This window comes from Streptomyces sp. NPDC107562, from assembly GCF_055657325.1.
On the sequence record NZ_JBVKBE010000021.1, the window covers coordinates 66,543 to 91,579 of the forward strand.

Consider the following 25,037-nt stretch of genomic DNA (forward strand, 5'->3'; position numbering starts at 1 on the left):
CAGTGGACACATGGGCACGCACGCACTCGACAAGGACCTGGAGGCCGTCGCCGCCGCGGCGCGGGCCGCGTTGGTGCGGGAGATCGACGCGAGCGGGGCCTGGGCCGCGGACCCCGTCTGGCGGGAGTCCTTCGCGGCGGTTCCCCGGCACCTCTTCGTGCCGTACTACTACGTCGGCGCCCGGGGAGGTCACGAGCGGCGCTGGGGCGAGAGCCCGGACCCGGACGCCCGGGAGCGCTGGGTGCGCGGCGCCTACGAGGACACCCCGCTGGCGACCCGGATGCGGGACGGGGAACTGGTCTCCTCCAGCAGCCAGCCCTCGCTGATGGCGCTGATGCTGACCGAGCTGCGGGTGGCGGACGACGACCGGGTGCTGGAGATCGGCGCGGGCACCGGCTACAACGCGGCGCTGCTCGCGCACCGGCTCGGCGACGGCGGCCTGGTCACCAGCGTCGACCTGGAGCCGGAGATCACGGAGTCGGCACGGCGGCACCTGGACGCCGCCGGGTACCGTCCGGTGGTCGTCACCGGCGACGGGGCGCGCGGGGTGCCCGAACGCGCCCCCTTCGACCGGATCATCGCGACCTGCACCCTCGCGTCGATCCCGCCCGCCTGGCTCGCGCAGTGCCGTCCCGGCGGCCGGATCCTGGCGCCGCTCGCGACCGGGCTGATCCTGCTGACCGTGCGGGACGCCGGGTACGCCGAGGGGCACTTCCTGGAGACGCCCGCGTACTTCGTCCCGCTGCGCGGCACCGGACGGCCCGGGCGGGAGCAGCAGCCCCCGCTCGGCGCGGTACCGCGCCGGGGGCGGGAGAGCGAGCTGTTCCGGTTCCTGCTCGCCCTCACGCGCGGCAGCCTCGATCCGGGGGAGGCGTACGCCCTGTGGGAGCGCGAGGGGCGCCCCGCCCGGGAGCGGTACGGCATCACCGTCGGCGGCGGACGTCAGTGGGCGTGGCTGGACGACCCGGAGGGGCCGTACTCCTGGCCCCTCCCCGTCTGAACCGTCACCCGGCCCGGCCTCGCTCAGCCGCGGCGGATCGTGATCGTCGTCCAGGCGCCGACGTGGACGCGGTCGCCGTCCTGGAGCTGCACCGGCACGAACGGCTGGATCGGTTCCTCCGCGCCGTTGACCGTGGTGCCGTTCGTCGAGTTCTGGTCGACGACCGCCCAGCTGCCGTCCGGCTGCTGGACCAGCACCGCGTGCTGGTGCGAGACGCCCGGGTCCTCCGGCGGCACCGCCAGGTCGATGTCGGGGGTGTCGCCGGTGGAGTGCCGACGGCGCCCGATGGTGACCTGGTTGCCGGTGAGGGCGCGCTGCTGCTCCGGGGAGTACGCGGGCAGGTTCAGACCCGCGGCCTCGGGGCCGGAGCGGTGCATCATCGCCATGAAGTAGTCACGGTCGGGACCGATGGTCGCCGTCCACGTCATGGGCCGTTGCGGAGCGGCGGGACCGGGCGGGGGCGCGGAGTGGGCGCCGGGGTGCGGGTAGCCGTAGCCGCCCTGCCCGCCGGGGCCTCCGGGGCCACCGGGCTGTCCCGGAGCGCCGGGGCCGGTGGAGGGCGGGGAGAGCACCCAGTCGTCGTCACCGCCGCCGAAGGACGGGCCACCCTGCTGCGGCCGGCCCGTCTCCTGCGGGAACGCGGGCGGGGCGGGCGGGCCGGACTGGTGGAAGGCCTGCGGGGCGCCCGGGTACGCACCGGGACCGCCGGGACCACCCGGACCGCCGGGACCGTTCGGCGTCGGACCGGGCGGCGGCGGGACCGGCCGCGACGGGTCGCCTCCGAAGCCGGAGGGTCCGGGCCCACCGGGCCGCTCGCCGAATGCCGAGGGGCCGGAAGGACCTGAGGGGCCGGGGGTGCCGGGCGCCTCGCCGAAGGGGGGCGGGCCGGAAGGGCCAGGTCCGCCGGGGCGCTCGCCGAAGGCCGGGGGGCCTGACGGCCCACGGCCGCCGGGCTGCTCGCCGAATGCCGAGGGCCCGGAGGGGCCGGGTCCGCCAGGGCGCTCGCCGAAAGCAGAAGGGCCGGAGGGGCCGCCGGGACCCGCGGGGCCGGGTCCGCCGGGTGCCTCGCCGAAGGGGGGCGGGCCGGAAGGGCCGGGTCCGCCGGGGCGCTCGCCGAATGCGGAGGGCCCGGGTCCGCCGGGACGCTCGCCGAACGCCGGCGGGCCGGAGGGCCCACGGCCGCCGGGTTGCTCGCCGAACGCCGGGGGACCTGACGGCCCACGGCCGCCGGGCTGCTCGCCGAACGCCGGGGGACCTGACGGCCCACGCCCGCCGGGCTGCTCGCCGAACGCCGGGGGACCTGACGGCCCACGCCCGCCGGGCTGCTCGCCGAACGCCGGCGGGCCGGAGGGCCCACGCCCGCCCGGCTGCTCGCCGAATGCCGGGGGCCCGGAGGGGCCCGGGCCGCCGGGGCGCTCGCCGCCGAAGCCGCCAGGACCGCCGGGACCACCAGGACCGCCGGGACCGCCGGGACCGCCGGCTCCCGAGGGGCCCCCCGGGTCGGCGCCGAACGGCGGGATCGGCTCGGCCGGGCGGTTCATCTGCGACGGGCGCGAGCTCTGGTACTCGTACGCGTCACCGCCCCCGAAGGACGGCGGCGGACCGGACGGCCGCTGGAACTGCGGAGCCGAGGTGCGCGGCGCCGCCGGGGTGTACGAGGTCGCGGTGTTGGTGAGGAAGTTCCACCGGCACTCCTCGCAGAACGGCGCACCGCCCTCGCGGGGCGTGCGGCACTGCGGGCACAGCTCGGAGGGCGCGCCGGGCCCGCCGGCGTTCGGTCCACCGGACGGGCCGGGTCCGCCGGGCGGCGGGAAGCCGTAGCCGCCGCCTGGGGGCGGTGGAGGGGGCGGAGGCACGGCACCCGCCATGCGGTGACCGCAGACCTCGCACCAGTCGTCGGAACCCGACTGGTGTCCGTTCGGGCAGGTCGGCATGTCGGCGCTTCCCCCTCTCCTGTTCCGGCCGTTCGGACCGGATTTCTCCAACCCCGGGGGGTCGGGCTCGCTTTGTTTCAGGTCACTTCTTTACGCGAACGGTCTTTGTCGACCGAGTTTCGAGCGTCATCTCGTCGGCCTCCGCGACCCTTGCCTTCAGTCGCACAGTACCTGTCGCCGCGTCGACCACGTCCACCACCTTCGCAAGGAGTTTCGCAGTATCGGCGTTGCCGGAGGCTCCGGCGAGCTGAACGGCGCGGCCCAGTTTGGCCGTTGCGCCATCGAAGTCTCCCGATTTGCGCAGGTCCAACCCTTGTTGGATGACCTGTGCCAGTTCGGCCTGGCCCGTGTAGTGGGCGACCTGAGGGTTGATCGACGTCGAGGCGACCATGTCGTCGGTCCACACGGCCCGTACCAGTCCCTGGGCGCCGAGGTTCTGGGCGGTGCCGTCGGGATGCGGGATCACCAGCGAGACCCGGGCGGCCAGCATCTCCTGACCGAGGTGCGCGGCCGGGACCTCGACGCAGACGTGGTAGTCACGGGACTCGTCTCCCCAGGAACCGGTGGGGTAGTCCCCGGCGCGCGGGCCCGCCTCGGTGCGGCGTCCGGTCAAGTCCTCGACGGTGGGGGCGACTTGCTTGAGGAACTTGATCGTCGTGCCGACCGGGGTCCACAGCCGCAGGGCGACGTCCGCGACCTCCTTGCCCATCGCCGTCTCCATCATCCGCGTGAAGTCGGCGGCGAGGCCCGCCGGATCGGCGACGATGTCGGCGGTGCCGAGCAGCGCGGAGGCGATGCCTGTGACTTCTTTCACTTCCCAGTCGGTGCCCACGCCCCGTGCGTCGCAGGTGAAGCGCCCGGCACTGGCCTCCAGCGAGGCCCTGAGATCCTGCGGCGACTCGTGCTCGTTGCGGCCGTCGGTGAGCACGACGCCGTGCCGGATCGCGACGTCCGCCGACGACAGCAGACGGTCGGCGAGCCGCAGCCAGGTCCCGATCGCCGTGCCCCCGCCGGCGGCGAGCTTGCGCAGTGCCTGCTTGGCCTGTTCGCGGGTGGTGGCGTCGGCGACGGCGAGCCGGCCGCCCCCCGGATAGACCTCCTTGGCGACGTGCGTGCCGCCGATCACCGCGAAGTGCACGCCGTCGCGCAGGGTGTCGATCGCGGCGGCCGTGGCGTCCCGCGCGTTGCGCATCTTGGTCGGCGGGTAGTCCATCGAGCCGGAGCAGTCGACCATGATCGCCACGGCCGCGGAGGGTCCCTGCCCCGGCGAGTAGAGGTGGGGTGCCGCGACGGCGCTTCCGACGGTGCCGCCGCCGGTCGCGGTCACCGTGACGATCGCGTTGACCTCCCGGCCGCCCTCCGGGAGGTACTCGTTCTGGTACACGTCCACCGCGAACTGCGGCACGGTCGACTTCGAGAAGTTGGCCATTGTTCGCATCCCCCTTGCACGCCCCACGGGAGGTGGGGCGACGACGGAATCGCGGACCGGTCCCCTCCGGTCCGCTGAGCCTTCCCAGGCCTCCGCGCGCGGCCTCAGGCCGATCCTGCCCCCTGCGACGGGGCCGGGAACGGCACGACGGCCACTGTTACGTTGTCGTGGCCCCCGCCGTCCAGGGCGTGCCCGACGAGCACCCGCGCGCCGTGCAGCGGGCGCACCGCGGCGTCCGGCGGGAGGACGCCGGCCATCTCCTCGGCCGCCTCCGCGTAGTTCCACAGGCCGTCCGTGCACACGACGACCACTCCGGGGCGGTCCGGCTTGAAGGAAGCCGTGTGCGGCTCCAGTTCGTAGGCGTCCGCGCCGAGCCAGCCGGTGATGGCGTGGGCGCGCTCGTCGGCGTACGCCTCGGCCTCGCTCATCAGGCCGGCGGCGACCATCTGCGCGGCCCAGGAGTCGTCCTCGGTGAGCCGGGCGGCCGGGGCGCCGCGGTCCACGGGCACCCAGTAGACGCGGCTGTCGCCGACCCAGCCGACCACCAGCAGACCGGCGGTGACCACGGCGCCGACCAGGGTGCAGGCGGGCGCGTTCTGGTGCGGCTGGTGCTCGCGGGCGGTGGCGGGTTCGCGGGCCAGCGCGTCCACCGCGTGCGAGGCGGCGACGATCGCGTCGTGCATGGCCTGCTGCGGGTGCGTGCCGAGGGGCAGGGCCGCCAGCAGCGACGCGCTCGCCGCGCGGGAGGCGGCCAGGGAGGCGTCGTCCGGGCGGGTCGCCGAGGACACGCCGTCGCACACGATGGCGACCAGCGCCTCGGAGCCGTCGGGCAGGGCGGTGCGGCCGATGCCGAAGGCGTCCTCGTTGCGGTGGTGACGCAGGCCCCGGTCGCTGACCGCGGCCATCGGGCCGGACTCCTGCTCCATGTGGTCGCGTTCGCGTGGCTGGGCGTGACCGCAGTTCTCGCAGTAGCCGTCGTGGTCGACGTGGCCCGTGCGGCAGGCCACGCACACCGTCGGGGGATCGGCGGGCGCGGGGTGGTCGGCGGTGACGCGCGGGTCCGGGGCCTGGAGGGGGTACTCCTCGGGCTCCGCGGGCCGGTCGAAGCGCACGCCCGTCGCCGAGTGGCCGGGGGCGGCCGGCGGCAGGGGGGCGCCGGCCGGGTCCGCCGGCGGAGGCGCCGCGGGGGCGGCGGGCGGCGCGCCGTGACCTCCCGGGTCGGCCACGCCGGGCCGGCCGGCGTCCGGGGCGGCCTGTGCGGCCCCCGAGCCGTTCAAGGTGAGGGTGGGGCTGTCGTCCGGCCGTGGCGGCACGGCGGACAGGTCGTATCCGCACGCACCGCAGAAACGGTCACCCGACTCGAGCGGTTCCTCGCAGCTCGGGCAGGCGGACAGCTGGGGCATCTGCGACATCAACTACACCCATGTCCGGGGGCGGTAACGGTTGGCACGTTCCACCAGGTCGATCCTCTCCTCGCCGCCCCGCGCCAGGCGGGCCAGCGTGCGGTACGAACGCTCCAGGCCGAAGCGCAGCCCGCGTTCGTCCAGGCCGCTGCCGAGCAGCGTCCGTCCCCCGGCGGTGGGGGGTGCGGAACCCTGGCCCCCGGAGAGTATCCAGTCCAGGGCACTGCCGAGCACTTCCGTGGCCAACTGCTCCCGCCGGGTCGGGTCCAGACCGTACGCGTCCAGCGCCTCGACCTGCCCGGCGGCGGCGGTCAGATCCTCCAGGAAGGGTACGTCGCCGGCGGCGGCCGTCCGCTGCCGGAGCCGGGCCCGCACGGCGGCCACCCGTGCCGCCGTGTAGTGGATGGACGACTCCGGCACCGACTCCAGGGTACGCACGGCGCCGCCGCGGTCACCGGTGGCGAGCTGCACCCGGGCCAGGCCGAAGGCGGCGCTCACGAAGCTCGGGTCGGTCGTCCACACCAGCCGGTAGTACTCCGCGGCGTTGTCCAGCTGCCCGAGCACCTCCGCGCACAGGCCGAGGGCGAGCTTGGGGGCGGTCTCGCCGGGGAAGGCGTCGTAGATCGCGTCGAAGGCGAGGGCGGCGCCCTCGTGGTCACCGGTGGCCAGTGCGGCCACCCCGCGGTACCAGACGACCCGCCAGTCGTCGGGCCGCTCCTCCTCCAGCGCGCGCAGGGCGTCCAGCGCGGCCGCCGGGTCCTCGTTCTCCAGCCAGGCCCGGATCTGCCGCAGCCGGGTCTCCACGGAGGGCGCGGGAGCGGCGGCGAGCGCGCTGAGCAGCTCGGCCGGCGCGGTCGCCAGCAGACCGGCGAGGAATCCGGCGTTCGGGTCGGCGGGGTCGACCCGGGGCACGGCCAGGGCGAGGGCGGCGGCACCCGTGCCGACGGGCTTGACGAGGCCGGTGGCGCCGGTGAGGGCGGGTGGGGCGGCACCGGACGGGAGTGGCGCGTCGGCGCCGGTCCCGGCCCGGCGGACGGGCGCCACGCGCGCCCCCAGCCGCGACACCTCGCCGGCCGACCGGGGGAACAACTCCGTGTCCGTCACCCGCAGTTCGGGTCCGAACAACGTCGACAGGGCGGGCCGCGCCCGGCCCGTCTGCAGCGACACGACCTCCCGCAGCACGCCGGTCAGCTGCTCCGTCATCTCCTGCGCGGAGGCGAACCGCCGGGCCGGGTCGGGGTCGGTGGCGCGGACCAGGAGCCGGTAGAACGACTCGTACTGCCGGAAGACCTCGATGTTGTCGGGGTCGGGCAGCGAGTCGGCGAAGACGTTCGTGTAGCCCTGGAAGTCGAAGGTCAGGACGGCGAGCGTGCGGCCCACCGTGTACAGGTCGGACGCCACCGAGGGGCCGGCCTCCGCGACCTCCGGCGCCTGGTAGCCGACCGTGCCGTAGATCGCCGACTCGTCGTCGTCCATGCGGCGCACCGCGCCCATGTCGATCAGCTTGAGCTGGTCCTCGGTCTGGATCGCGTTGTCGACCTTGAAGTCGCAGTAGAGCAGGTTGCGGCTGTGCAGATGGCCGAGCGCCTCCAGCGCCTCGATGCCGTAGGCGCACGCCTGCTCCACCGGCAGCGGGTCGCGCCGCCCCCCGGGCGTACGGCGGGCGTTGGCGATCTCCTTGAGGGACTTGCCGCCGACGTATTCCATGACGATGTACCCGTCGAGGGAGCCGGTGCGCTGGTCGAGGTGCTCGACGAAGTTGTAGATCCGCACGATGTTGGCGTGCTCGATCTCCGCGAGGAAGCGCCGCTCGGAGATCGCGGCGGCCATCGCGTCCTGGTCGCCGGTGTCCAGCAGGCCCTTGAGCACCACCCAGCGGTCCGAGACCGCGCGGTCGACGGCGAGGTAGACCCAGCCCAGCCCGCCGTGCGCGAGGCAGCCCGCCACCTCGTACTGACCGTGCACGATGTCACCGGAGGCCAGCTTCGGCACGAACGAGTACGGGTGGCCGCACTTGGTGCAGAAGCCCTCCGTGCGCCCGGGGCGCTCGCCGCGGGCGCGGCCCACTGGCGCCCCGCAGTCCGAGCGGGAGCAGAACCGCTTGCGCTCCGGCACCTCGGGGTTCTCCAGCACCATCGAGCGCGGGTCGGGCCGCGGCACCTGCGGCACCTGCACCAGGCCCGCTCCCAGCCGCCCCCGGGTCGAGGAACCGGACGTGGAGCCGGAGCTGCGCACCGACACCGAGCGGTGGGAGGAGCTGCCCGACAGCGAGCGGGAGAGCCGCCCCGAGACCGAACGGCGGGACTTCGACGACTGCGACGACTGGGACGACGTACGGGAGCTGCCGCGGGAGGTGGAGCGGGAACCGCCGCTTCCCGCCGCGCCCTTGCCGCCGCCGGTGACGCCGGTCGGCGCGGAACCGACCATGCCGTTCGCGGACACCACCGGCGCCAGGCCGCAGGTGTCGCAGTAGAGCTCGCCGCCGCCGACGTCCTCGTAGCCGCCCTCGCAGCCCGGACGCTGGCAGTTCCGCTGTGCCTGACTCATGAGGACGGCTCCCCCCTGCGGTCCCGGAACTCCTGCGGGCCGCCCTGCTGAGGCACCCGTGGCGCGGTGCCGAGCACCTCGGCCGCCGCGTGCTGGAAGCGCAGCACGGCCTGCTCGGCGACCCGCAGATCGCAGGGCGCGCTCCACAGCATGCGGCGGGCCGCGTCGTACCGCTCCATCAGCAGCGGATCCTCCGCCAGGCCGTGCCGGGCGATCTTCGCCTTGTACGCGTCCAGGCGGCCCCGCAGCTCGGCGCGGACCGCGAGCGGCGCGGTGACCGCGGTCAGCGACTCGCGCGCCCGCAGCAGTTCGTCCTCCGCCTTCTGCTCCAGGGACTCCAGGAGCGGGGACAGCCGGTGCCACTGGGCGTGCCTGCGGTACTCGGCGGCCGTCGCGAGCTGCTCCTGCAGCACGGTCGGCGGGCCGCTGACCACCGGCACCTCGGTGGCGGCGATCTTCGCCAGCACCTCGCCGCGGGCGGTGCGCGCCTCGGCGAGGGTGCGGTCCGCGCGCGAGAGCACGTCCCGCAGCTTCACGAGCCGCTGCTCGGCGTCCTTGCGGACGGCCAGCACGGCGTCGATCTCCCGGCGCACCTCCTCCAGGGCGCGCGCCTCCCGGTCGTACACCGTGGTGTCCGGCCGGCCGCCCCCGGGTGCCGAACTGCCCTCCGCGCGCTGCCAGTACGACAACGGGTCGGACACCACCTGCTCGCGCAGCCGCGTCAGGGTGCGGGTGATGCGCTCCAGGTCGTCCCCGGCGGGGTGCTCGCCGGGGCGTACGCCGACGGAGTGCGCCAGCTTGCGGGTGCGCTGGAGTTCGGCGGCGAGTAAATCGATCCGGGCGGGCAGCGCCGACCAGACGGCGTCGCAGGCCACGACCATGTCCAGCGACCTGGCGTACAGGTCGTTCATCCGTTCCACCAGCGTGACCAGGGTGAAGCTCTCGCTCAGTCGGCCCGCGCCGTGCAGCGTCGGCGCGTTCGCCACCGCGGCGGCGCCGCCCGCGACCGTGACCGACTCGCCGCGCAGCAGTTCGGTCAGGTCCACCAGGTCCTCGCGGCTGGACCAGCGGCGCCGGGCGCGGATCTCGCGGGCGGAGCGCAGCGCGTCGCTGTAGGCGTCGAAGTACGCCCACAGCAGCGAGACCGACGCCTCCGTGGCCGCCCAGCGCGCCTCGGTCGTGCCGGTGAGCTCGGCGCCTTCGAGGAGCCGACGGCCCGCGTGGTCCTGGAGGGCGAACAGCGAGGTCTCGATCGCCTCGTGCTCCGCGCCGAGCCGCGCCAGCGCACGGTCCACCTCGTCCCGGTCCATCACCGGACCGGAGGCTCCCGTGACGCCCATCGATCACCTCTCGTCTGCTGGTCTGTGCTGTCGGTCACTGCGTGCCGGTCACCTGTAGCGCGGCGTCGGCGGGGTCGCCGACTCGGAGTCCCTACCCAGCGTCGGGGACAGCCACTTGTCGTACGAGGCCTTCCAACCGCCGTCCGTGCGGTAGTCGGCCAGTATGCGGTTGACCCGGCGTACCAGATCGTCGGCGTCCTTCTTCATCGCCACGCCGTAGTACTCCGTGGTGAACCGCTCGCCCTTCAGCTCCACCGTCGGGTCCTGCGCCGCCTGGCTGGCGGCGAGCGCGCTGTCCGTCACCACCGCGTCCACCTCGCCGAGTTGGAGCCGGACCAGGCAGTCGAGCTGGTTGGGCACGGTGGTGGAGATGTCGGCGGAGGCGGGCAGCTTGCCGGACTTCCGGTCCGCCGCCAGGTTGTCGTACGCCGTCGAACCCGTCGCCGAGCAGATCCGCTTGCCGGCGAGGGTGTCGTCGTAGCCCTTGATCGTCGAGGAGTTGGGGGCGAGGACCTGCTGGCCGGTGAGGAAGTACGGCGCCGAGAAGGCGACGTCCTCCAGCCGGGAGCACGTGATGGTCATGGTGCGCACCACCATGTCGACCTGGCCGCTCTGGATCGCGGGGACGCGCTGGTTGGTGGGGATGGCCTTGAACCGGATGCGGTCCGGGTCGCCGAGCAGCTCCTGCGCTATCCGGCGGGCCAGATCGATGTCGAAGCCCTCCAACTCGACGTCACGGGCGGCGGAGTTGGGGTCGCGGTAGCCCCAGCGGAAGCTGTTCTGGTCCACGCCGACCGAGACGTAGCCGCGCTGCTTGACGGCCGCGATCGTCTCGCCCTCGGCGCTCGACGGGGACAGGCTGCGGTCCTGGGGGTTCACGCACGTCTCGGCCTTCGCCTGCCGGCCGTCGGCCACGCCCGGGCCACCGAGGCCCGCGCCGGCGTCGCCCGCCTGCTGCGTGTGCGGCAGCAGCAGCGCGAAGACCACCGCGAGGGCGCAGACGACCGCCATGGCGCCCACGCCGCCCCAGCCTTTCAGGCTGGCCCGCAAACGTCGTGCATGCATCGTCACGCCCCCTTTCACCGGTACTCCGAAAGCCTGCGGCCGATGCCCAGCAGCGCGCCCGCCGCGCCCAGCACGGCGAGCAGGGCCGCACCGGCCGGCAGACCGGTCATCGCGTCCCGGCCGTCGCCCGCGGCCCGTTCGAACTCCAGCTTCTCGTGCTTCAGGGCAGTCTCCAGGCTGCGGTCGACGCTGTCGAAGCACTCGCCGGTCGGTTCGTCGCCCCGGTCACCGATGATCTTGCTGAGCGCCGCCTGGTAGTCCCCCGCGTCGTCGGCGTCGCGGGCCTGCTGGTGCCGCTGCTTCCACACGTCCATGCTCCCCGCGGCGGTCCGCACGGGCCGCTCGCCCGCCTCGTCGTCGGCGAGGTCCGCGGCGGCGGTGAGACCGGCGGCGAGGTCCTTCATCGAGGCCTGGAAGGCCACGTCGAACCTGTCCTTGAACTCGCCGCCCACCTCGACCGTCTCCGCGCCCCGGCTGACCAGGGTGAGGTTCTCGTTGCCGCGGGCCTTCAGGGAGGCGATGCGGGCGTCGTGCAGGACGTTCAGGGAGCGCACGCCGTGGTCGTAGGAGTCGTCGAGGCCGGCGCGGGCCACGCTGTGGCCGACGACCAGCCACAGCAGCACCACCGTCGTGGCGGCCGTCGCGGCGACCAGGCCGTGGTTCAGGACCCGGTTGGTCCGCGCATACGAGCGGTGCTGCGCCCAGGCGAGGGCGGCCAGGGCGATCAGGCCGAGCGCGATCGCCGCCCAGGGGTAGGGCGTGGCGTGCGCGTAGTCGCCGCGCAGCCGCTCGTTCTCCGACGTGTAGAGGTCCTCGGCCGCCGGAAGCATCTCGGTCTGCATCGTGTCGTTGGCGTAGCGCAGGTAGGCCCCGCCGAGCGGGTAGCCCTGGCGGTTGTTGGCGCGGGCGCGCTCGATCAGGCCCTTGTACTCCGGCAGGAGCCGGTTGAGCTTCGCGATCGTCTGCGCCGAACGGGAGTGCGGATCGGAGCTGCCGGCGGCCAGGACGAGCTTCTCCGCCGCCGTGCGGATGTCCTTCTCGTAGCGCTCGCGGGATTCCTTGGTCTCCTGGCCGCCGGCCAAGAAGCCGCTGGAGGCGGCCGTGTTGGCGTCGGCCAGGGAGCGGTAGATGTCGGCCGCGGCGGAGCTGAGGGGCTGGCTCTTGTGGAGCACGCCGTCGGCGGCGGCCGCGCGGTCGGTGGCCTGCCAGGCGGAGACCGCGCCGAAGGCGACGACCAGCAGGGCGAGGACCGCACCGATGATGCGCAGCCGCCCCGGCTCGGTGGCCGCGGTGGCGCGCAGCCGGTCCACGCCCTCCGCGAAGGCCGTGCGCCGGGGCGGGGCGACGGCGTCGGGCACCCCTGCGGGCGCGGGGCGCGTGGGAGTGGGCTGTTGCGGCGGCACCGTGGGCAGGGTGGGCACGCCCGGCGCAGGTGGCGCCGCGCTGCTCCTGGGCGGTTGTGTCACTCCTGACCTCCCCCGTGGTCATCCGTCGCCGCAAGTATCGCTGCCGGGACCGGCATCCGCACCGGCCTTGCGTGGATCTTGCTGGATCCCGATGCCCGCAGCACCCCCTGCCCATGAATACGCCGGTGGAATCGGTTCGGTTCCCGTGCAGGCGGTGACACCGCGCGCCCCCGCGCGCGCCCCTCAGTCCTCGAAGTGGGCCCGCACCCGCTCCCGTGCCTCGGCCGTCACCACCCCCAGCCGGTCCAGTCCCAGCAGTGCCGCGCCGAGGACCGGACTCGCCGTCACCACCCGGGGCACCGCCTTCGGAGCCCGCGCCGCGAGCAGATCGCGGACCCCGTCGTCGAGTTGGGGATGCCGGGCCGCCAGCACGCTGCCCCCCAGCAGCACCGGCGTCTCCTCGTGCAGCAGGTCCAGCCGGGACAGGGCGACCGTCGCCATGCTCACGACCTCCTCGGCGAGCCGGTCGACGAGGGCGCGGGCGACCGGGTCGCCGTCGGCGGCCGTGGCGAAGAGCACCGGCGCGAGCTCGTGCCGGCGGCCGGGCGGCACCCGCTCCAGGTGCAGCGCCTCGATCAGCGCGTACATGGAGTCGAGCCCGAAGTGCGCCGGCAGGGTGCGTGCCAGCTCGGTCGGCCCCCCGCGTCCGTCCTCCGCGCGGGCGGCGTGGTAGAGGGCCTCCTCGGCCATGCCCCAGCCCCCGCCCCAGTCCCCGGAGACCCGCCCGATCGCCGGGAACCGCGCGCTGCGCCCGTCGGGCCGCATGCCGACGCAGTTGATGCCCGCCCCGCAGACCACGGCGACGCCGCGCGGCTCGGTCACCCCGGCCCGCAGGATCGCGAAGGTGTCGTTGCGGACGTCCACGGTGGCGCCCCACGCGCGCGCGTGCAGCGCCTCGGTCAACCGCTCCTCCTCCACGGGGAAGTCGGCGTTGGCGAGACAGGCGGAGACATGCGTGACGGAGGTGACGCCGGCCTCGGCGAAGACCCGCTCCACCACCTCCGCGAGGACGTCGGTGGCCGCCTCGACCCCGACCACCGGCGGCCGGAAGCCACCGCCCCGCGCGGTCGCGAGCACCCTCCCGTCCTCCGCCACCACGGCGACGTCCGTCTTGCTGTTGCCGGCGTCGACGGCGAGGACACGTGCGGTCAGGCCCACGCGAGATGCTCCCGGTTGAGTGCGATCAGCTGGTCGGTGAGGGCGCCGGCGAACTCGTACTGGCCGATGAGGGGATGGGCGAGGAGCGCCCTGAACACCCGCTCCCGGCCGCCGCGCAGGGCCGCGTCCAGGGCGAGGTCCTCGTACGCCGTCACACTCGCCATCAGGCCCGCGTACAGCGGGTCCACGGTGGCGACCGGCAGGGGCTGCGGGCCGCCGAGCGAGCCGACCGCCGCCTGCACCTCGATCACCGCGTCGTCGGGCAGGAAGGGCAGCGTGCCCCGGTTGTAGGTGTTCACCACCTGGTGCGGGCTGCCGGCGCCGCCCAGCAGCGCCGCCGCCAGGTCCACGGCTGCCTCCGAGTAGAAGGCGCCGCCCCGCGCGGCCAGCAGCTCCGGCTTCTCGTCGAGTGCCGGATCGGCGTACATCCGCAGCAACTCGCGCTCCATGGCCGCCACTTCCTCGGCCCGCGACGGCTTGGTGCGCAGTTCCCGTACGACCTCGTCGTGCGCGTAGTAGTAGCGCAGGTAGTACGACGGGACCACGCCGAGACGGTCCAGCAGGTCACGTGGCAGGCGCAGGTCGGCGGCGATCGTGTCGCCGTGCTCCGTCAGCAGCTTGGGCAGCACGTCCTCGCCCCCGGCGCCGCCCACGCGGACGCCGGTCTCCCAGGTGAGGTGGTTCAGGCCCACGTGGTCGAGGTGGACGTCGGCCGGGGTGAGCCCGAGCAGCGCCGCGAACTTGCGCTGCAGGCCGATCGCCACGTTGCACAGCCCGACCGCCTTGTGCCCGGCCTGGAGCAGGGCGCGGGTCACGATGCCGACCGGGTTGGTGAAGTCGATGATCCAGGCGTCCGGGTTGGTCCGCCGTACCCGTTCGGCGATGTCGAGCACCACCGGCACCGTGCGCAGGGCCTTCGCCAGGCCGCCCGCGCCGGTGGTCTCCTGGCCGATGCAGCCGCACTCCAGCGGCCAGGTCTCGTCCTGCCGTCGGGCCGCCTGCCCGCCGACGCGCAGCTGGAGCAGCACCGCGTCGGCGCCCTCGACACCGGCGTCCAGGTCCGAGGTCGTCACCACCCGGCCGCCGTGCCCCTGCCGGGCGAGGATCCGCCGGGCCAGGCCGCCCACCAGCTCCAGCCGGTCGGCCGCCGGGTCGACGAGCACCAGCTCCTCGACGGGCAGGGTGTCCCTCAGACGGGCGAAGCCGTCCACGAGTTCGGGGGTGTAGGTCGAGCCGCCGCCGACCACGGTGAGTTTCATACGTCCAGTCAACCCTTCACTCCGGTGAGCGTGACGCCCTCGACGAACGCCTTCTGGGCGAAGAAGAACACGAGGATCACGGGGGCCATGACCAGCACGGTCGCGGCCATGGTGAGGTTCCAGTCGGTGTGGTGCGCGCCCTTGAACGACTCCAGCCCGTAGGACAGCGTCCAGGCGCCCGGGTTCTCGGACGCGTAGATCTGGGGGCCGAAGTAGTCGTTCCACGCGTAGAAGAACTGGAAAAGGGCCACGGCGGCCACGCCCGGTCTCGCCATCGGCAGGACGACCCTCAGCAGCGTCCTGAGTTCCCCGCAGCCGTCGACCCGCGCCGCGTCCAGGTACTCGTCCGGGATCGTCATGAGGAACTGGCGCAGCAGGAAGATGGAGAACGCGTCGCCGAACGCCATCGGGATCAGCAGCGGCCACAGGGTGCCGGAGAGGTCCAGCTGCTTCGCCCAGAACAGGTACATCGGGATGACGACGACCTGGGGCGGCAGCATCATCATCGAGATGACCAGCATCAGCGACAGCCGGCGGCCCCGGAAGCGGAACTTGGCCAGCGCGTACGCCACCGGGATCGACGACACCACGGTCAGGACGGTGCCCAGACCGGCGTAGAGCAGGGTGTTGCGCCACCAGGTCAGGAAGCCCGGGGTGTCGAACACCCGCTGGTAGTTGCCCCATTCCCAGGTGTCCGGGATCAGATCGCGGCTCAGCGCCTGACTGTCGCTCATCAGCGAGGTCAGCAGCACGAACACGAAGGGGAGCGTGAAGAACAGGGCGGCGGCGAGGCCGAGCGCGTGGACGGCGATCCATTCGAGCAGGGCCCGCCGCCGTGCCACGGGCGCGCTCGCGACCACCGGCTTGTCGAGTACGTGGGTCATCAGTCACCTGCCTGGATGAGACCGCCCCGGCGCCGCATCAGCAGTGCGGTGAACGCCATCGACAGGGCGAACAGGACCAGAGCCACCACGCACGCCGCTCCGTAGTCGAAGCGCTGGAAGCCGAGGTTGTAGACGAGCTGGGGGAGGGTGAGCGTCGACTTCTCCGGGTAGCCGGGCTCGAACTGGGTGCCCGCGCCCTGGATCACGCCCGACGCGACCTTTCCGGCGACCAGCGGCTGCGTGTAGTACTGCATGGTCTGGATGACGCCCGTGACCACCGCGAACATCACGATCGGCGAGATGTTCGGCAGCGTCACGAACCGGAACCGCTGCCACGCCGACGCGCCGTCCAGCTCCGCCGCCTCGTACTGCTCCCTCGGGACGTCGAGCAGGGCGGCCATGAAGATGACCATGAGGTCGCCGACGCCCCAAAGGGCGAGCAGGGTGAGCGCGGGCTTGGACCAGTCGGGGTCGGCGAACCAGCCGGGGGCCGGGATGCCGGCTCCCTCCAGGATCGAGTTGACCGGCCCGGTGCCGGGGTTGAGGAGGAAGGCGAAGGCCATGGTGGCGGCCACGGGCGGGGCGAGGTAGGGCAGGTAGAACAGGGTGCGGAAGACACCCGTGCCGGTCTTGATCTTCGTGATGAGCAGACCGACGCCGAGCCCGAAGACGACCCGCAGGGCGACCATGACCAGCACCAGCCACAGGGTGTTGCGCAGGGCCGGCCAGAACAGCGGGTAGTGCTCGAAGACGTACGTCCAGTTCTGCGTGCCGCTCCAGGTCGGCGGCCGGAAGCCGTCGTAGCGCATGAACGAGAAGTAGAGCGTCGAGAGCAGCGGATAGGCGAAGAAGACCGAGAAGCCGATCAGCCAGGGGGACAGGAAGGCCAGCGTGCGCAGCGTGGATCTGCGGTGCTTGGCCGCCAGGGTGCTCATGGGTGCGCCCTACTTCGCCTGGGCGATGTCCGTGTCGATCTGCTGGGCGGTCTTCGCGAGGCCCGCCTTCAGATCGGTCGCCTTGCCGCTCTCGTAGTCGTAGCCGAACTCCTGGATCGTCGTCAGGTACACACCGCCGTTGACGGAGGCGGGCGTGGTCGTCGAGTTCGGGTTCGCGGCGATCTCCAGGAACGTCTTGAAGCGCGGGTCGTACTTCAGCTTGGGCGACTTCAGGGCGTCGATGGTGGAGGGGACGTTGTGGATGTCGTTGGAGAAGTTCACGACCGCGTCCGTGTCGGTGGTCATGTAACGCACCAGTTCCCAGGCCGCGTTCCGCTTCTCGCTGGTGGCGGCGATGCCGGCGATGGTGCCGCTGAGGTAGCCCTTGCCGTACTGGTCGGCCTGGTCGTCGGGCACGGGCAGCGGGGCGACGCCGATCTCGAAGCCGGGCTCGGCGTCCAGGGCCATGCCCAGGCGCCACTCGCCGTCGAGCTGCATGGCGACCTGGCCGGTGTGGAAGGGGTGCTTCGGGCCCCACTCGTCGCCGAGGCCGGCGCGGTACTTCTCCAGCTTGCGGTAGCCGCCGAGGGCGTCCACGAGTCGCTTCTGGAGGGTGAACGCGGCCGCGAACGCCGGGTCCTTGGCGACGTTGGACTTGCCGTCGCTGTCGAAGTACGTGGGCGAGAACTGGCCGAGGTAGTGCTCGGTGGTGGTCTCCCAGCCGTGGTAGTTCGGCATGAAGCCGAGCTGCTTGTAGGAGTCGCCCTGCGGGACGGTCAGCTTCTTCGCCACGGTCTCGAACTCGGACCAGGTCTTCGGCGGGGTCTTGACGCCGGCCTTCTCGAAGGCCGTCTTGTTGTAGTAGAGCCCGTAGGCGTCGCCGAGCAGCGGGACCGCACAGCGGTTGCCCTCGAACTGGGTGTACTCGTTCATCGCCTTCGGGAACGTCTTCTCCGGGTCGACGTCCGACTTCTCGAAGAACGGGTTGAGGTCGACCAGCGCGCCCGAGGTGCAGAACCTGCCGACGTTGTTGGTGGTGAAGGAGGAGATCACGTCCGGGGCGTTGCTGCCGCCCGCCCGCAGGGCCTGGTTGATCTTGTCGTCGGTCATGTTGCCGACGATCTTCACGTCGATTTGGGGGTGTGCCTTCTCGAAACCGGCGATCAGCGCCTTCACGGCCGCGACCTCGGAGGGGGCGCTCCAGGCGTGCCAGAAGGTGAGGGTGGTGGCCTGGGAGGGATCGTCGTCCGCGCCGGAGGACGCCTGGCCGGTGCACGCGGTCGCGAGGAGGGCGGTGGCGGCGGTGAGGGCTATGGAGACGGTGACGTGCGTGGCCGCTTTTCGGGACTTTCCGGGCATGGCGAGGCCTCCCAGGGCAGGGGACGGGGATGGGGCCGGGTCGGGTGTGCTGCTCAGCGCGAGGTGTCGAAGACCTCGTCGCGGGTGGTGGCGAGGGCGCTCTCCAGGGCGCCGCGCAGGACGGGATGGTCGCGTACGTCCCCGAGGACGAGCCGGGGCCGGGCCGCCGCCAGCTCCGCCAGCTCGGCCTGCACCAGGGCGCGCAGGGTCTCGCCGCCGGACGTGAGGGAGGTGCCGCTGAGGACGACGAGCTCGGGGTCGAGGACGGAGACGAGAGAGGCGAGACCTGTGGCGAGATGTGTGGCGTAGGTGTGCAGGAGACGGCGGTGGGGGTCTTCGGTCCCGGGTCCGGTGCCCTCGCCGCCCTCGGGGCCGTCGCCCGCCGGGGCCGTGGGGCGGCCGGCTCCGGTCTCGGCGCGCCGGGTACGGCGCCCCGCGTGGGGGTCGGACGGGGCGGCGCCCTGGCCCGGGTCGCCGTACCGCTCGGCCGCGCGCGCCAGCAGCGCGGCGGCGGCCTCGGTGTACGGGCCGGACGGGACGTCGGGGACGCCGAGGTCACGGGCGAGCGCGGGGAGGGCCTGGGAGCCGGCCAGCTCCTGGTAGCCGCCGCTGTTGGCCTTGGTGACCTGGCGGACCAGGGGCGCGCCCGGGACGGGCAGGAAGCCGACCTCGCCGGCACCGCCCGTCCAGCCGCGGTGCAGCCTGCCGCCGAGGACCAGGGCGGCGCCGAGGCCGCCCTCGTTCCACAGCAGCACGAAGTCGGCGTGCCCCTGGGCGGCGCCGAGCCGCTGCTCGGCGACGGCGACGAGGTTGACGTCGTTCTCGTACTCCACCGGCATCGGCAGCGCCGCGGCGAGTTCGTCGAGGAGCGTCGGGGAGTGCCAGCCCGGCAGGTGCGAGGCGTAGCGCAGTCGGCCGGTGTTCGGGTCGAAGGCGCCGGGCGTGCCGATGACGAGCCGGTGGACGTCTGCCCTGGTCAGACCCGCGGCCTTCACGGCGCCGTCGAGGGCGTCGGCGACCTGGCGGACGACGGGCTGGGTCGGCCGTCTGCCGGGGGTGGCGACCTCGTGACGGCCGACCGTGCGGCCGGTGATGTCGGCGACGGCGGCGAGGACACGCTCGGGGGTGACGTCGAGGCCGGCGGCGTGGGCGGCGGCCGGGTTGACGGCGTAGAGCTGGGCGTTCGGTCCGGGGCGGCCCTCGCTGGTGCCGGTCACCAGCACCAGCCCCGCGGCCTCCAGCCGGGCCAGCAGCTGCGAGGCGGTCGGCTTGGACAGGCCGGTGAGCTTGCCGATCCGGGTGCGGGAGAGCGGGCCGTGCTCCAGGAGCAGGTCCAGCGCGGCGCGGTCGTTCATGGCCCGCAGCACGCGGGGGGTGCCCGGGGTTCCCGCGGTTCCTGCCATGGCGTCGACACCTGCCTTTCGGCCGCTCAGCTTGGCAGCGGCCGGGACGTCGCGTCCATCCGCCACTGTTAGGAAGGTTTCCTATTCGCTGGGAGGGAACGTAGGCCCGCCGTAAACCGGGCGTCAAGAGGAACGCCCCCAGGCAACGGAGTCGTTACCTGGGGGCGTTCCTCTGCCACGGTGGCCGGTCCTCCCGGCCGCGGGCCGCGCGGGCTACTTCGTGGTGCTCGTCGGCGGCGCTATCGGGGACGCGGCGGCCGCCTGCGGAGAGGCGGTGTTGGCGTACACCGACGGGGCCGCCATGCCCGCCGTCGGGTCCGCCACGGGGCTCTCCTCGTGCTGGAGGGGCAGTCCGCCGACGATGCGGATGCCCTCCTGGTCGAAGCGGCGCTTGATGCGCCAGCGCAGTTCGCGCTCGATCGTGAGGGCCTTGCCGGGCATGGTCTTGGCGGAGACGCGCACGACCATCGAGTCGAGCAGGACGCTGTCCAGGCCGAGGATCTCGATCGGGCCCCAGAGCATCTCGTTCCAGGGGTCCTCCTTGCTCATCGCCTCGCCGACCTCGCCGAGCACGGCCTTGACGCGGTCGAGGTCCTCGGAGGGGCGCACGGTGACGTCCACGCCGGCCGTGGCCCAGCCCTGGGAGAGGTTGCCGACCCGCTTGACCTCGCCGTTGCGGACGTACCAGATCTCCCCGTTGTCGCCGCGCAGCTTCGTCACGCGCAGGCCCACCTCGATGACCTCGCCCGAGGCGACACCGGCGTCGATCGAGTCGCCGACGCCGTACTGGTCCTCAAGGATCATGAACACGCCGGAGAGGAAGTCCGTCACCAGGTTGCGCGCGCCGAAGCCGATCGCCACACCCGCCACACCCGCGGAGGCCAGCAGGGGCGCCAGATTGATCTGGAACGTGGAGAGGATCATCAGGGCCGCGGTGCCGAGGATGACGAAGCTCGCCACCGAGCGCAGCACCGAGCCGATCGCCTGGGACCGCTGGCGGCGGCGCTCCACGTTCACCAGCAGGCCGCCGATCGCCGTGCCGTCCACGGACTGGGCGGTGCGGTTCATGCGGTCTATCAGCTTGGTGATCGCCCGCCGCACCGCCACCCGCAGCACCGCCGCGATCACCACGATCAGCAGCACCCGCAGGCCGATCGCGAGCCACGTGGACCAGTTCTGCTCCACCCAGCCGGCCGCGTTCGTGGCGCGCTGCTGGGCGTCCTGCAAGGTGGGCACGGAGGGTGCCGTCTCCGACGGGGACGGTGACGGTGACGGTCCGGCGGCCAGTAGGGCGGGCAAGGACGACACGGGGGTACCTCCAGGTGGCACAACGGCCCGCCCCCCGGTACGGCGGTCAGGTCCAAGGTCACGAACAGGTCACCGGACGGGCGGAGGAACCACACTATCGGGGCATCGTGTGGGGATCGTTGCGCAGTTCGAGGGAGAGACGGTGTCACCCGGGGGATGTACAGATCAGACGAACAGCAGGTGAGGCGAACAGTTCGGCGAGGAGGGGGGAGGAAATGGTCGGGAGCCTGGGGAGGAAGCCGATGTGGTCGAAAACACTCCCAGCCCGTTACCGGGACATGGTGGCGCTTTCACCAGGCATGAGGGGAGACTGACTGCAGATCGTCCCGGCGCGAGCCACGCGCCGCCGGCGTACAAGGAGGCATCCGTGCCGCATGTCCTGGTCCTCAACGCGTCGTACGAGCCACTCGGCGTCGTACCGCTCCGCCGCGCGCTCATCCTCGTCCTCGAGAACAAGGCCGTATGCCTCGAGGAGTCCGGCGCCTATCTGCACAGCGCGACCGTCACAGTCCCCGCACCCAGCGTGGTCCGGCTCAAGCGATTCGTCCGGGTTCCCTATCGGGGGCCCGTTCCTCTCACCCGCCGGGCGCTCTTCGCCCGCGACGGGGGCCGGTGCATGTACTGCGGTGGCGTCGCAACCAGCGTCGACCACGTCATCCCGCGCAGCCGCGGGGGCAAGCACGTCTGGGACAACGTGGTGGCGTCCTGTCGCCGCTGCAACCACGTGAAGGCCGACCGCCACCTCGGCGAGATCGGCTGGCGGCTGCGCCACAAACCCGCCCCACCTACCGGCCTGGCCTGGCGCATCATCGGGACCGGCCACCGGGATCCGCGCTGGTTGCCGTACTTGCAGCCGTACGGCGCGGACGACGCCTTGGCCCGGATCGAGGGCATTCCCGCCTGAGGATCCGGGCTTTCGCATCTCCTGGCGCGGGATGCCCGCACGGGACCGGGGACAGACCTTTCCACCCCGGTCCCGAAAGGTGGCCGTCGTGGACGGGTCCGGCGGGACCCAGGGGAAGTGCTTGCGTGCGGAGCGTGAGGAGGAGGGCCTTCTTCGGCGGGGGGACGTCTGGCATCGCGCTCACTGGGTAGGGCTGCGATGACCATTCGTATCGACGAGGAGGCTTTCGTGGCCGCATCGGCGCACCTTCTGCTGTCCGCTCTCTCCGACGACCGGCCCCGCCGCGACGACAAGCCGCGCGCAGAGGCGGGTGCACGCTCCAAACGCACCCCTCCGCCCGGGGACACGCACCGTTCCAAACGCACGCCGTTCCCGCGGCAGGCGGCGCCGCCCGCCGACCGTGATCCGGCTAAGGCCTCTCCGGCCGGCCCGGATCTCGCACATGTGTGCGCCTTCAGCGCCGAGGGTGCCTGCACCGAGGCCCCGCTGACCAGCGAACCTCCGCTGCCCGACGCCGAACCCCTCACCAGCGAGCCTCCGCTCGCCGCCCCCGACGCCGACTTCACGAGGCCGTGACGGGCCACGGCCCGGACGCCGACACAACTGCACACGACCGCTCCTCGGACGCCGATCCCGCGAGGTTGTGAATGACCGCATCCCGGACGACGCTGATCCCGCGAGGCCATGGATGACCGCCATCCCGACGCCGGCCGCGCGAGGCCGCGGGTGAGCGCGCCCCGGCCGGCCGACGTCCCCGACGAGGACCTGTGCCGGCTCGCCGAGTCCCACGGTGTCGCCCCCTCCTACAGCCCCGCCCCGCACCGCACGGTCGCCGCCTCGGCCGCCGCGCTCATCGGGACCCTCGCCGCGCTCGGGGTCGACGCGAGCACGCCCGAGGCCACCCGGGCCGCGCTCGCCGCCCGCCGCGCGGAACTACGCGAGCGGCTGCTCCCGCCGACCGTCGTGAGCTGGGGCGGCGCCGCGCCGGCCGCCCTCGCCGCGCTGCCCGAGGGCACCCGGCTGCGGGTCGAGACCGAGCAGGGCGAGACCCGTGACGCCGCCGCACACCTCCCGCCCGGCGTCCACCGCCTCACCGCGGCCGCGCCCGACGGGCGGACCGCCCACGCCCATCTGATCGCCGCCCCGTCCCGGCTGCCCACACCGGCGGCCCGGTCGTACGGACTGCTGGTCCAGCTGTACTCCCTGCTGTCGCGGCGCTCCTGGGGCATGGGCGACCTCGGCGACCTCGACGAACTCACCGCCTGGGCCGGCCGCTCGCTGGGCGCCGGATTCATCCAGGTCAACCCCCTGCACGCGGCCGTCCCCGGCGTCCCCACCGACCCCTCCCCGTACCGCCCCTCCTCCCGGCGCTTCCCCGACCCGGTGCACCTGCGCGTCGAGGCCGTTCCCGAGTACGCCCACGCCGACGACCGCGAGCGCGTGCGCTCGCTCGCCGAACGGGCGGACAGGCTGCGCGAGTTGGTGCTGGAGAAGGACGCGCTGATCGACCGGGACGCGGTGTGGGAGCTGAAGCGGGAGGCGCTGGAGCTGGTGGGGGAGGTGCCCCTCGGCCCCGGCAGGCGCGCCGCCTACTGCGACTACCTCGCCGAGGAGGGCGAGGCCCTGGAGGACCACGCCACCTGGTGCGCGCTGGCCGAGGTGCACGGCCCCGAGTGGCACACCTGGCCCGCCGGGCTGCGGGACCCCCGCTCGCCCGAAACCGCGCGTGCGCGACGGGAGTTGATGCACCGCGTCGACTTCCACTGCCGCCTCGCCTGGCTCACCGACGCCCAGCTGGTCGCCGCCCAGCGCACCGCGCGGGAGGCGGGGATGCCGGTCGGGATCGTGCACGACCTCGCGGTCGGCGTGCATCCCGGGGGCGCCGACGCCTGGGCGCAGCAGCGGTACTTCGCCGCCGGGATGTCCGTGGGCGCCCCGCCGGACGCCTTCAACTCCCGGGGCCAGGACTGGGGTCTGCCGCCCTGGCGCCCGGACCGGCTGGCCGAGTCCGGATACGCGCCGTTCCGGGGGCTGCTGCGCGGACTGTTCCGCTACGCGGGCGCCCTGCGCATCGACCATGTGATGGGCCTGTTCCGGCTGTGGTGGGTGCCGGTGGGACTGCCGCCGACGGAGGGGACGTACGTCCGCTACGACGCGGAGGCCATGCTCGCCGTCCTGGTGCTGGAGGCCTCGCGGGCCGGGGCGATGGTGATCGGTGAGGATCTCGGCACGGTCGAGGAAGGCGTCAGGGAAGCGCTGCGCGAGCGGGGGGTGTTCGGCACGTCGGTGCTGTGGTTCGAGCGGGACTGGGAAGGCGACGGCCGGCCGTTGCCGCCGGACAGCTGGCGCGCCGACTGCCTGGCCACCGCCACCACCCACGACCTGCCGCCCACCGCGGCCCGGCTCACCGGCGACCACGTGGAACTCCGTGACCGGCTCGGCCTCCTCGGCGCCCCCCTGGACGTGGAGCGCGCGCGGGCCGCCGCCGACACGGGGGAGTGGCTCGCCCTCCTCACCCGGCTGGGACTGCTGCGCGGCACCGGTGGCGGTCTCGGCGCGGGCGCGGAGGAGGCCGAGGTGCAGGCCGTGCACCGCTATCTGCTGCGCACGCCCGCCCGGATGATCGGCGTGTGGCTGCCGGACGGGGTGGGGGACCGGCGTCCGCAGAACCTGCCGGGGACGTGGGACGAGTATCCGAACTGGCGCCTGCCGATCGCCGACGCGTCCGGCCGCCCGGTGACCCTGGAGGTCCTGGCGTCCTCGCCCCGGCTGCGCTCCCTGATGGAGGTCCTACGGGAGGAGGCGAACGAGGCGGCACGGCGGGACGAGGGGGGCTCGTGAGACCGAGGCCGGGGGCTGGCACACGGGCCGTGGCGGGTGTGCGGGCGAGGCCGGGGGCTGGCACACCACGGGTCGTGGCGGGTGTGCGGGCGTGGCCGGAAGGCCGACGGGCCGTGGCGGGTGTGTGGGGGGCCCGGGCACACGGGCGGCCGTGGCGGGTGTGTGGGCGAGGCTGAGGGGCCGGCATACGGGCCGTGGCGGGCGTGGGGGCACGCGGGTCGTGCGCGGGGCGCAGACCGCGAGGGTGTGAGGGCGCGGCAGGGCTTACCGGCGGCGTGCCGTGGGGTCAGGGGCGGCGCGGAACGGCACCGGGGCGGGCGCCTCGACGCCCGGCATCAGGCGGTGGTACGAGTCCACCGTCGGGTTGCCCGGGCGGTGGGGGACCGCCGGGTTGGGCCGCCCCGTGATGTTCTCGTCCGTCGCCGGCCGGGCGCCTTCGGGCACCTCGGCCTCGCGGCGCCGGACCCCTTACGGCACCCCGGACGCGCGGCCGCCCCCGGGGTTCGATACTTTTGGCACCGTGGACAAGAAGAACGCCCTGCGCGCCGGCGCCCTGGCCGCCGGTACGACGCTGATGATGCTGCTCATGTCGTCCCCCGCGCTCGCGCTGACGCGTGACGACGGCGACGACCCCGGCACGGGCCTGAGCGTCATCGAGACGCTGGGCTGGTTCGTGTTCGCCCCGCTCGCGATCTTCGGAGTGATCGCGGGCCTCGTCATGGTCCTGGACAAGTCCCACAAGCAGCGGGACACGACCAGCTCCAACATCACGACGCGGGCCGACGCCCAGGCCTGAGGGCCG

General features: G+C 73.6%; 20 protein-coding genes. 5 read left to right on the top strand and 15 right to left on the bottom strand.

Annotated features, from left to right (window positions below; genetic code table 11):
• Positions 1–10: 10 nt before the first annotated feature.
• A complete protein-coding gene (locus tag ACZ7LV_RS36365) occupies positions 11–1,000 on the top strand; it encodes a methyltransferase domain-containing protein (RefSeq protein ID WP_471945635.1) in 990 nt (329 codons plus the stop codon).
• 23 nt (positions 1,001–1,023) lie between these two features.
• Here ACZ7LV_RS36365 and ACZ7LV_RS36370 read toward each other — a convergent pair whose 3' ends face one another.
• The 14 genes from ACZ7LV_RS36370 to ACZ7LV_RS36435 form a co-directional block, all read right to left on the bottom strand.
• Positions 1,024–2,934 carry an FHA domain-containing protein gene (locus ACZ7LV_RS36370; protein ID WP_471945636.1) on the bottom strand — a complete coding sequence of 637 codons (1,911 nt, stop codon included), beginning with the start codon at positions 2,932–2,934 and terminating at the stop codon, positions 1,024–1,026.
• Positions 2,935–3,016: 82 nt separating this feature from the next.
• Entirely contained in the window at positions 3,017–4,363 is a 1,347-nt protein-coding gene (locus ACZ7LV_RS36375) for a vWA domain-containing protein (RefSeq protein WP_471945637.1), read from the bottom strand.
• A 104-nt stretch (positions 4,364–4,467) separates the two neighbouring features.
• Complete coding sequence (locus tag ACZ7LV_RS36380) at positions 4,468–5,778, bottom strand: PP2C family serine/threonine-protein phosphatase (RefSeq protein ID WP_471945638.1); 1,311 nt, start codon at positions 5,776–5,778, stop codon at positions 4,468–4,470.
• Positions 5,779–8,313, bottom strand: a complete 2,535-nt coding sequence (locus tag ACZ7LV_RS36385; RefSeq protein ID WP_471945639.1) for a serine/threonine-protein kinase — start codon at positions 8,311–8,313, stop codon at positions 5,779–5,781.
• Positions 8,310–9,653, bottom strand: coding sequence for a hypothetical protein (locus ACZ7LV_RS36390; protein ID WP_471945640.1), 1,344 nt, complete (start codon positions 9,651–9,653; stop codon positions 8,310–8,312). Before ACZ7LV_RS36390 ends, ACZ7LV_RS36385 begins: the two co-directional genes overlap by 4 nt.
• Before the next feature lie 48 nt (positions 9,654–9,701).
• On the bottom strand, positions 9,702–10,718 hold the full coding sequence (locus ACZ7LV_RS36395) for a glutamate ABC transporter substrate-binding protein (protein WP_471945641.1): 1,017 nt from the start codon (positions 10,716–10,718) through the stop codon (positions 9,702–9,704).
• A 14-nt stretch (positions 10,719–10,732) separates the two neighbouring features.
• Complete coding sequence (locus tag ACZ7LV_RS36400; protein WP_471945642.1) at positions 10,733–12,184, bottom strand: hypothetical protein; 1,452 nt, start codon at positions 12,182–12,184, stop codon at positions 10,733–10,735.
• A gap of 183 nt (positions 12,185–12,367) precedes the next feature.
• A complete protein-coding gene (locus ACZ7LV_RS36405; RefSeq protein ID WP_471945643.1) occupies positions 12,368–13,342 on the bottom strand; it encodes an N-acetylglucosamine kinase in 975 nt (324 codons plus the stop codon).
• On the bottom strand, positions 13,333–14,601 hold the full coding sequence (locus ACZ7LV_RS36410) for a 6-phospho-beta-glucosidase (protein ID WP_471945644.1): 1,269 nt from the start codon (positions 14,599–14,601) through the stop codon (positions 13,333–13,335). Before ACZ7LV_RS36410 ends, ACZ7LV_RS36405 begins: the two co-directional genes overlap by 10 nt.
• 8 nt (positions 14,602–14,609) lie before the next feature.
• Positions 14,610–15,485 (bottom strand): carbohydrate ABC transporter permease, encoded by an 876-nt coding sequence (locus ACZ7LV_RS36415; RefSeq protein ID WP_471945645.1) that lies wholly within the window; start codon positions 15,483–15,485, stop codon positions 14,610–14,612.
• Positions 15,485–16,420, bottom strand: a complete 936-nt coding sequence (locus tag ACZ7LV_RS36420) for a carbohydrate ABC transporter permease (RefSeq protein ID WP_471945646.1) — start codon at positions 16,418–16,420, stop codon at positions 15,485–15,487. The genes ACZ7LV_RS36415 and ACZ7LV_RS36420 overlap by 1 nt, the downstream gene beginning before the upstream one ends.
• A 9-nt stretch (positions 16,421–16,429) precedes the next feature.
• Positions 16,430–17,779, bottom strand: coding sequence for an ABC transporter substrate-binding protein (locus ACZ7LV_RS36425; protein WP_471945647.1), 1,350 nt, complete (start codon positions 17,777–17,779; stop codon positions 16,430–16,432).
• Between the two features lie 53 nt (positions 17,780–17,832).
• Positions 17,833–19,182 (bottom strand): ROK family transcriptional regulator, encoded by a 1,350-nt coding sequence (locus tag ACZ7LV_RS36430; RefSeq protein WP_471945648.1) that lies wholly within the window; start codon positions 19,180–19,182, stop codon positions 17,833–17,835.
• A gap of 213 nt (positions 19,183–19,395) precedes the next feature.
• Complete coding sequence (locus ACZ7LV_RS36435; protein WP_471945649.1) at positions 19,396–20,490, bottom strand: mechanosensitive ion channel family protein; 1,095 nt, start codon at positions 20,488–20,490, stop codon at positions 19,396–19,398.
• A gap of 367 nt (positions 20,491–20,857) precedes the next feature.
• On the opposite strand from ACZ7LV_RS36435, the gene ACZ7LV_RS36440 reads away from it, so the two are divergent.
• The 3 genes from ACZ7LV_RS36440 (at position 20,858) to malQ (ending at position 24,235) form a co-directional block, all read left to right on the top strand.
• Entirely contained in the window at positions 20,858–21,394 is a 537-nt protein-coding gene (locus ACZ7LV_RS36440) for an HNH endonuclease (RefSeq protein WP_401680343.1), read from the top strand.
• Between the two features lie 198 nt (positions 21,395–21,592).
• Positions 21,593–21,970, top strand: coding sequence for a hypothetical protein (locus tag ACZ7LV_RS36445; protein ID WP_471945677.1), 378 nt, complete (start codon positions 21,593–21,595; stop codon positions 21,968–21,970).
• Positions 21,971–22,120: 150 nt separating this feature from the next.
• A complete protein-coding gene (malQ, locus tag ACZ7LV_RS36450) occupies positions 22,121–24,235 on the top strand; it encodes a 4-alpha-glucanotransferase (RefSeq protein ID WP_471945675.1) in 2,115 nt (704 codons plus the stop codon).
• 264 nt (positions 24,236–24,499) lie between these two features.
• Here malQ and ACZ7LV_RS36455 read toward each other — a convergent pair whose 3' ends face one another.
• Positions 24,500–24,679 carry a hypothetical protein gene (locus tag ACZ7LV_RS36455; RefSeq protein ID WP_471945650.1) on the bottom strand — a complete coding sequence of 60 codons (180 nt, stop codon included), beginning with the start codon at positions 24,677–24,679 and terminating at the stop codon, positions 24,500–24,502.
• A gap of 76 nt (positions 24,680–24,755) precedes the next feature.
• On the opposite strand from ACZ7LV_RS36455, the gene ACZ7LV_RS36460 reads away from it, so the two are divergent.
• Positions 24,756–25,031: a hypothetical protein gene (locus ACZ7LV_RS36460; protein ID WP_471945651.1), complete on the top strand. Its 276-nt coding sequence runs from the start codon at positions 24,756–24,758 to the stop codon at positions 25,029–25,031.
• The last annotated feature ends 6 nt before the right edge of the window (positions 25,032–25,037 follow it).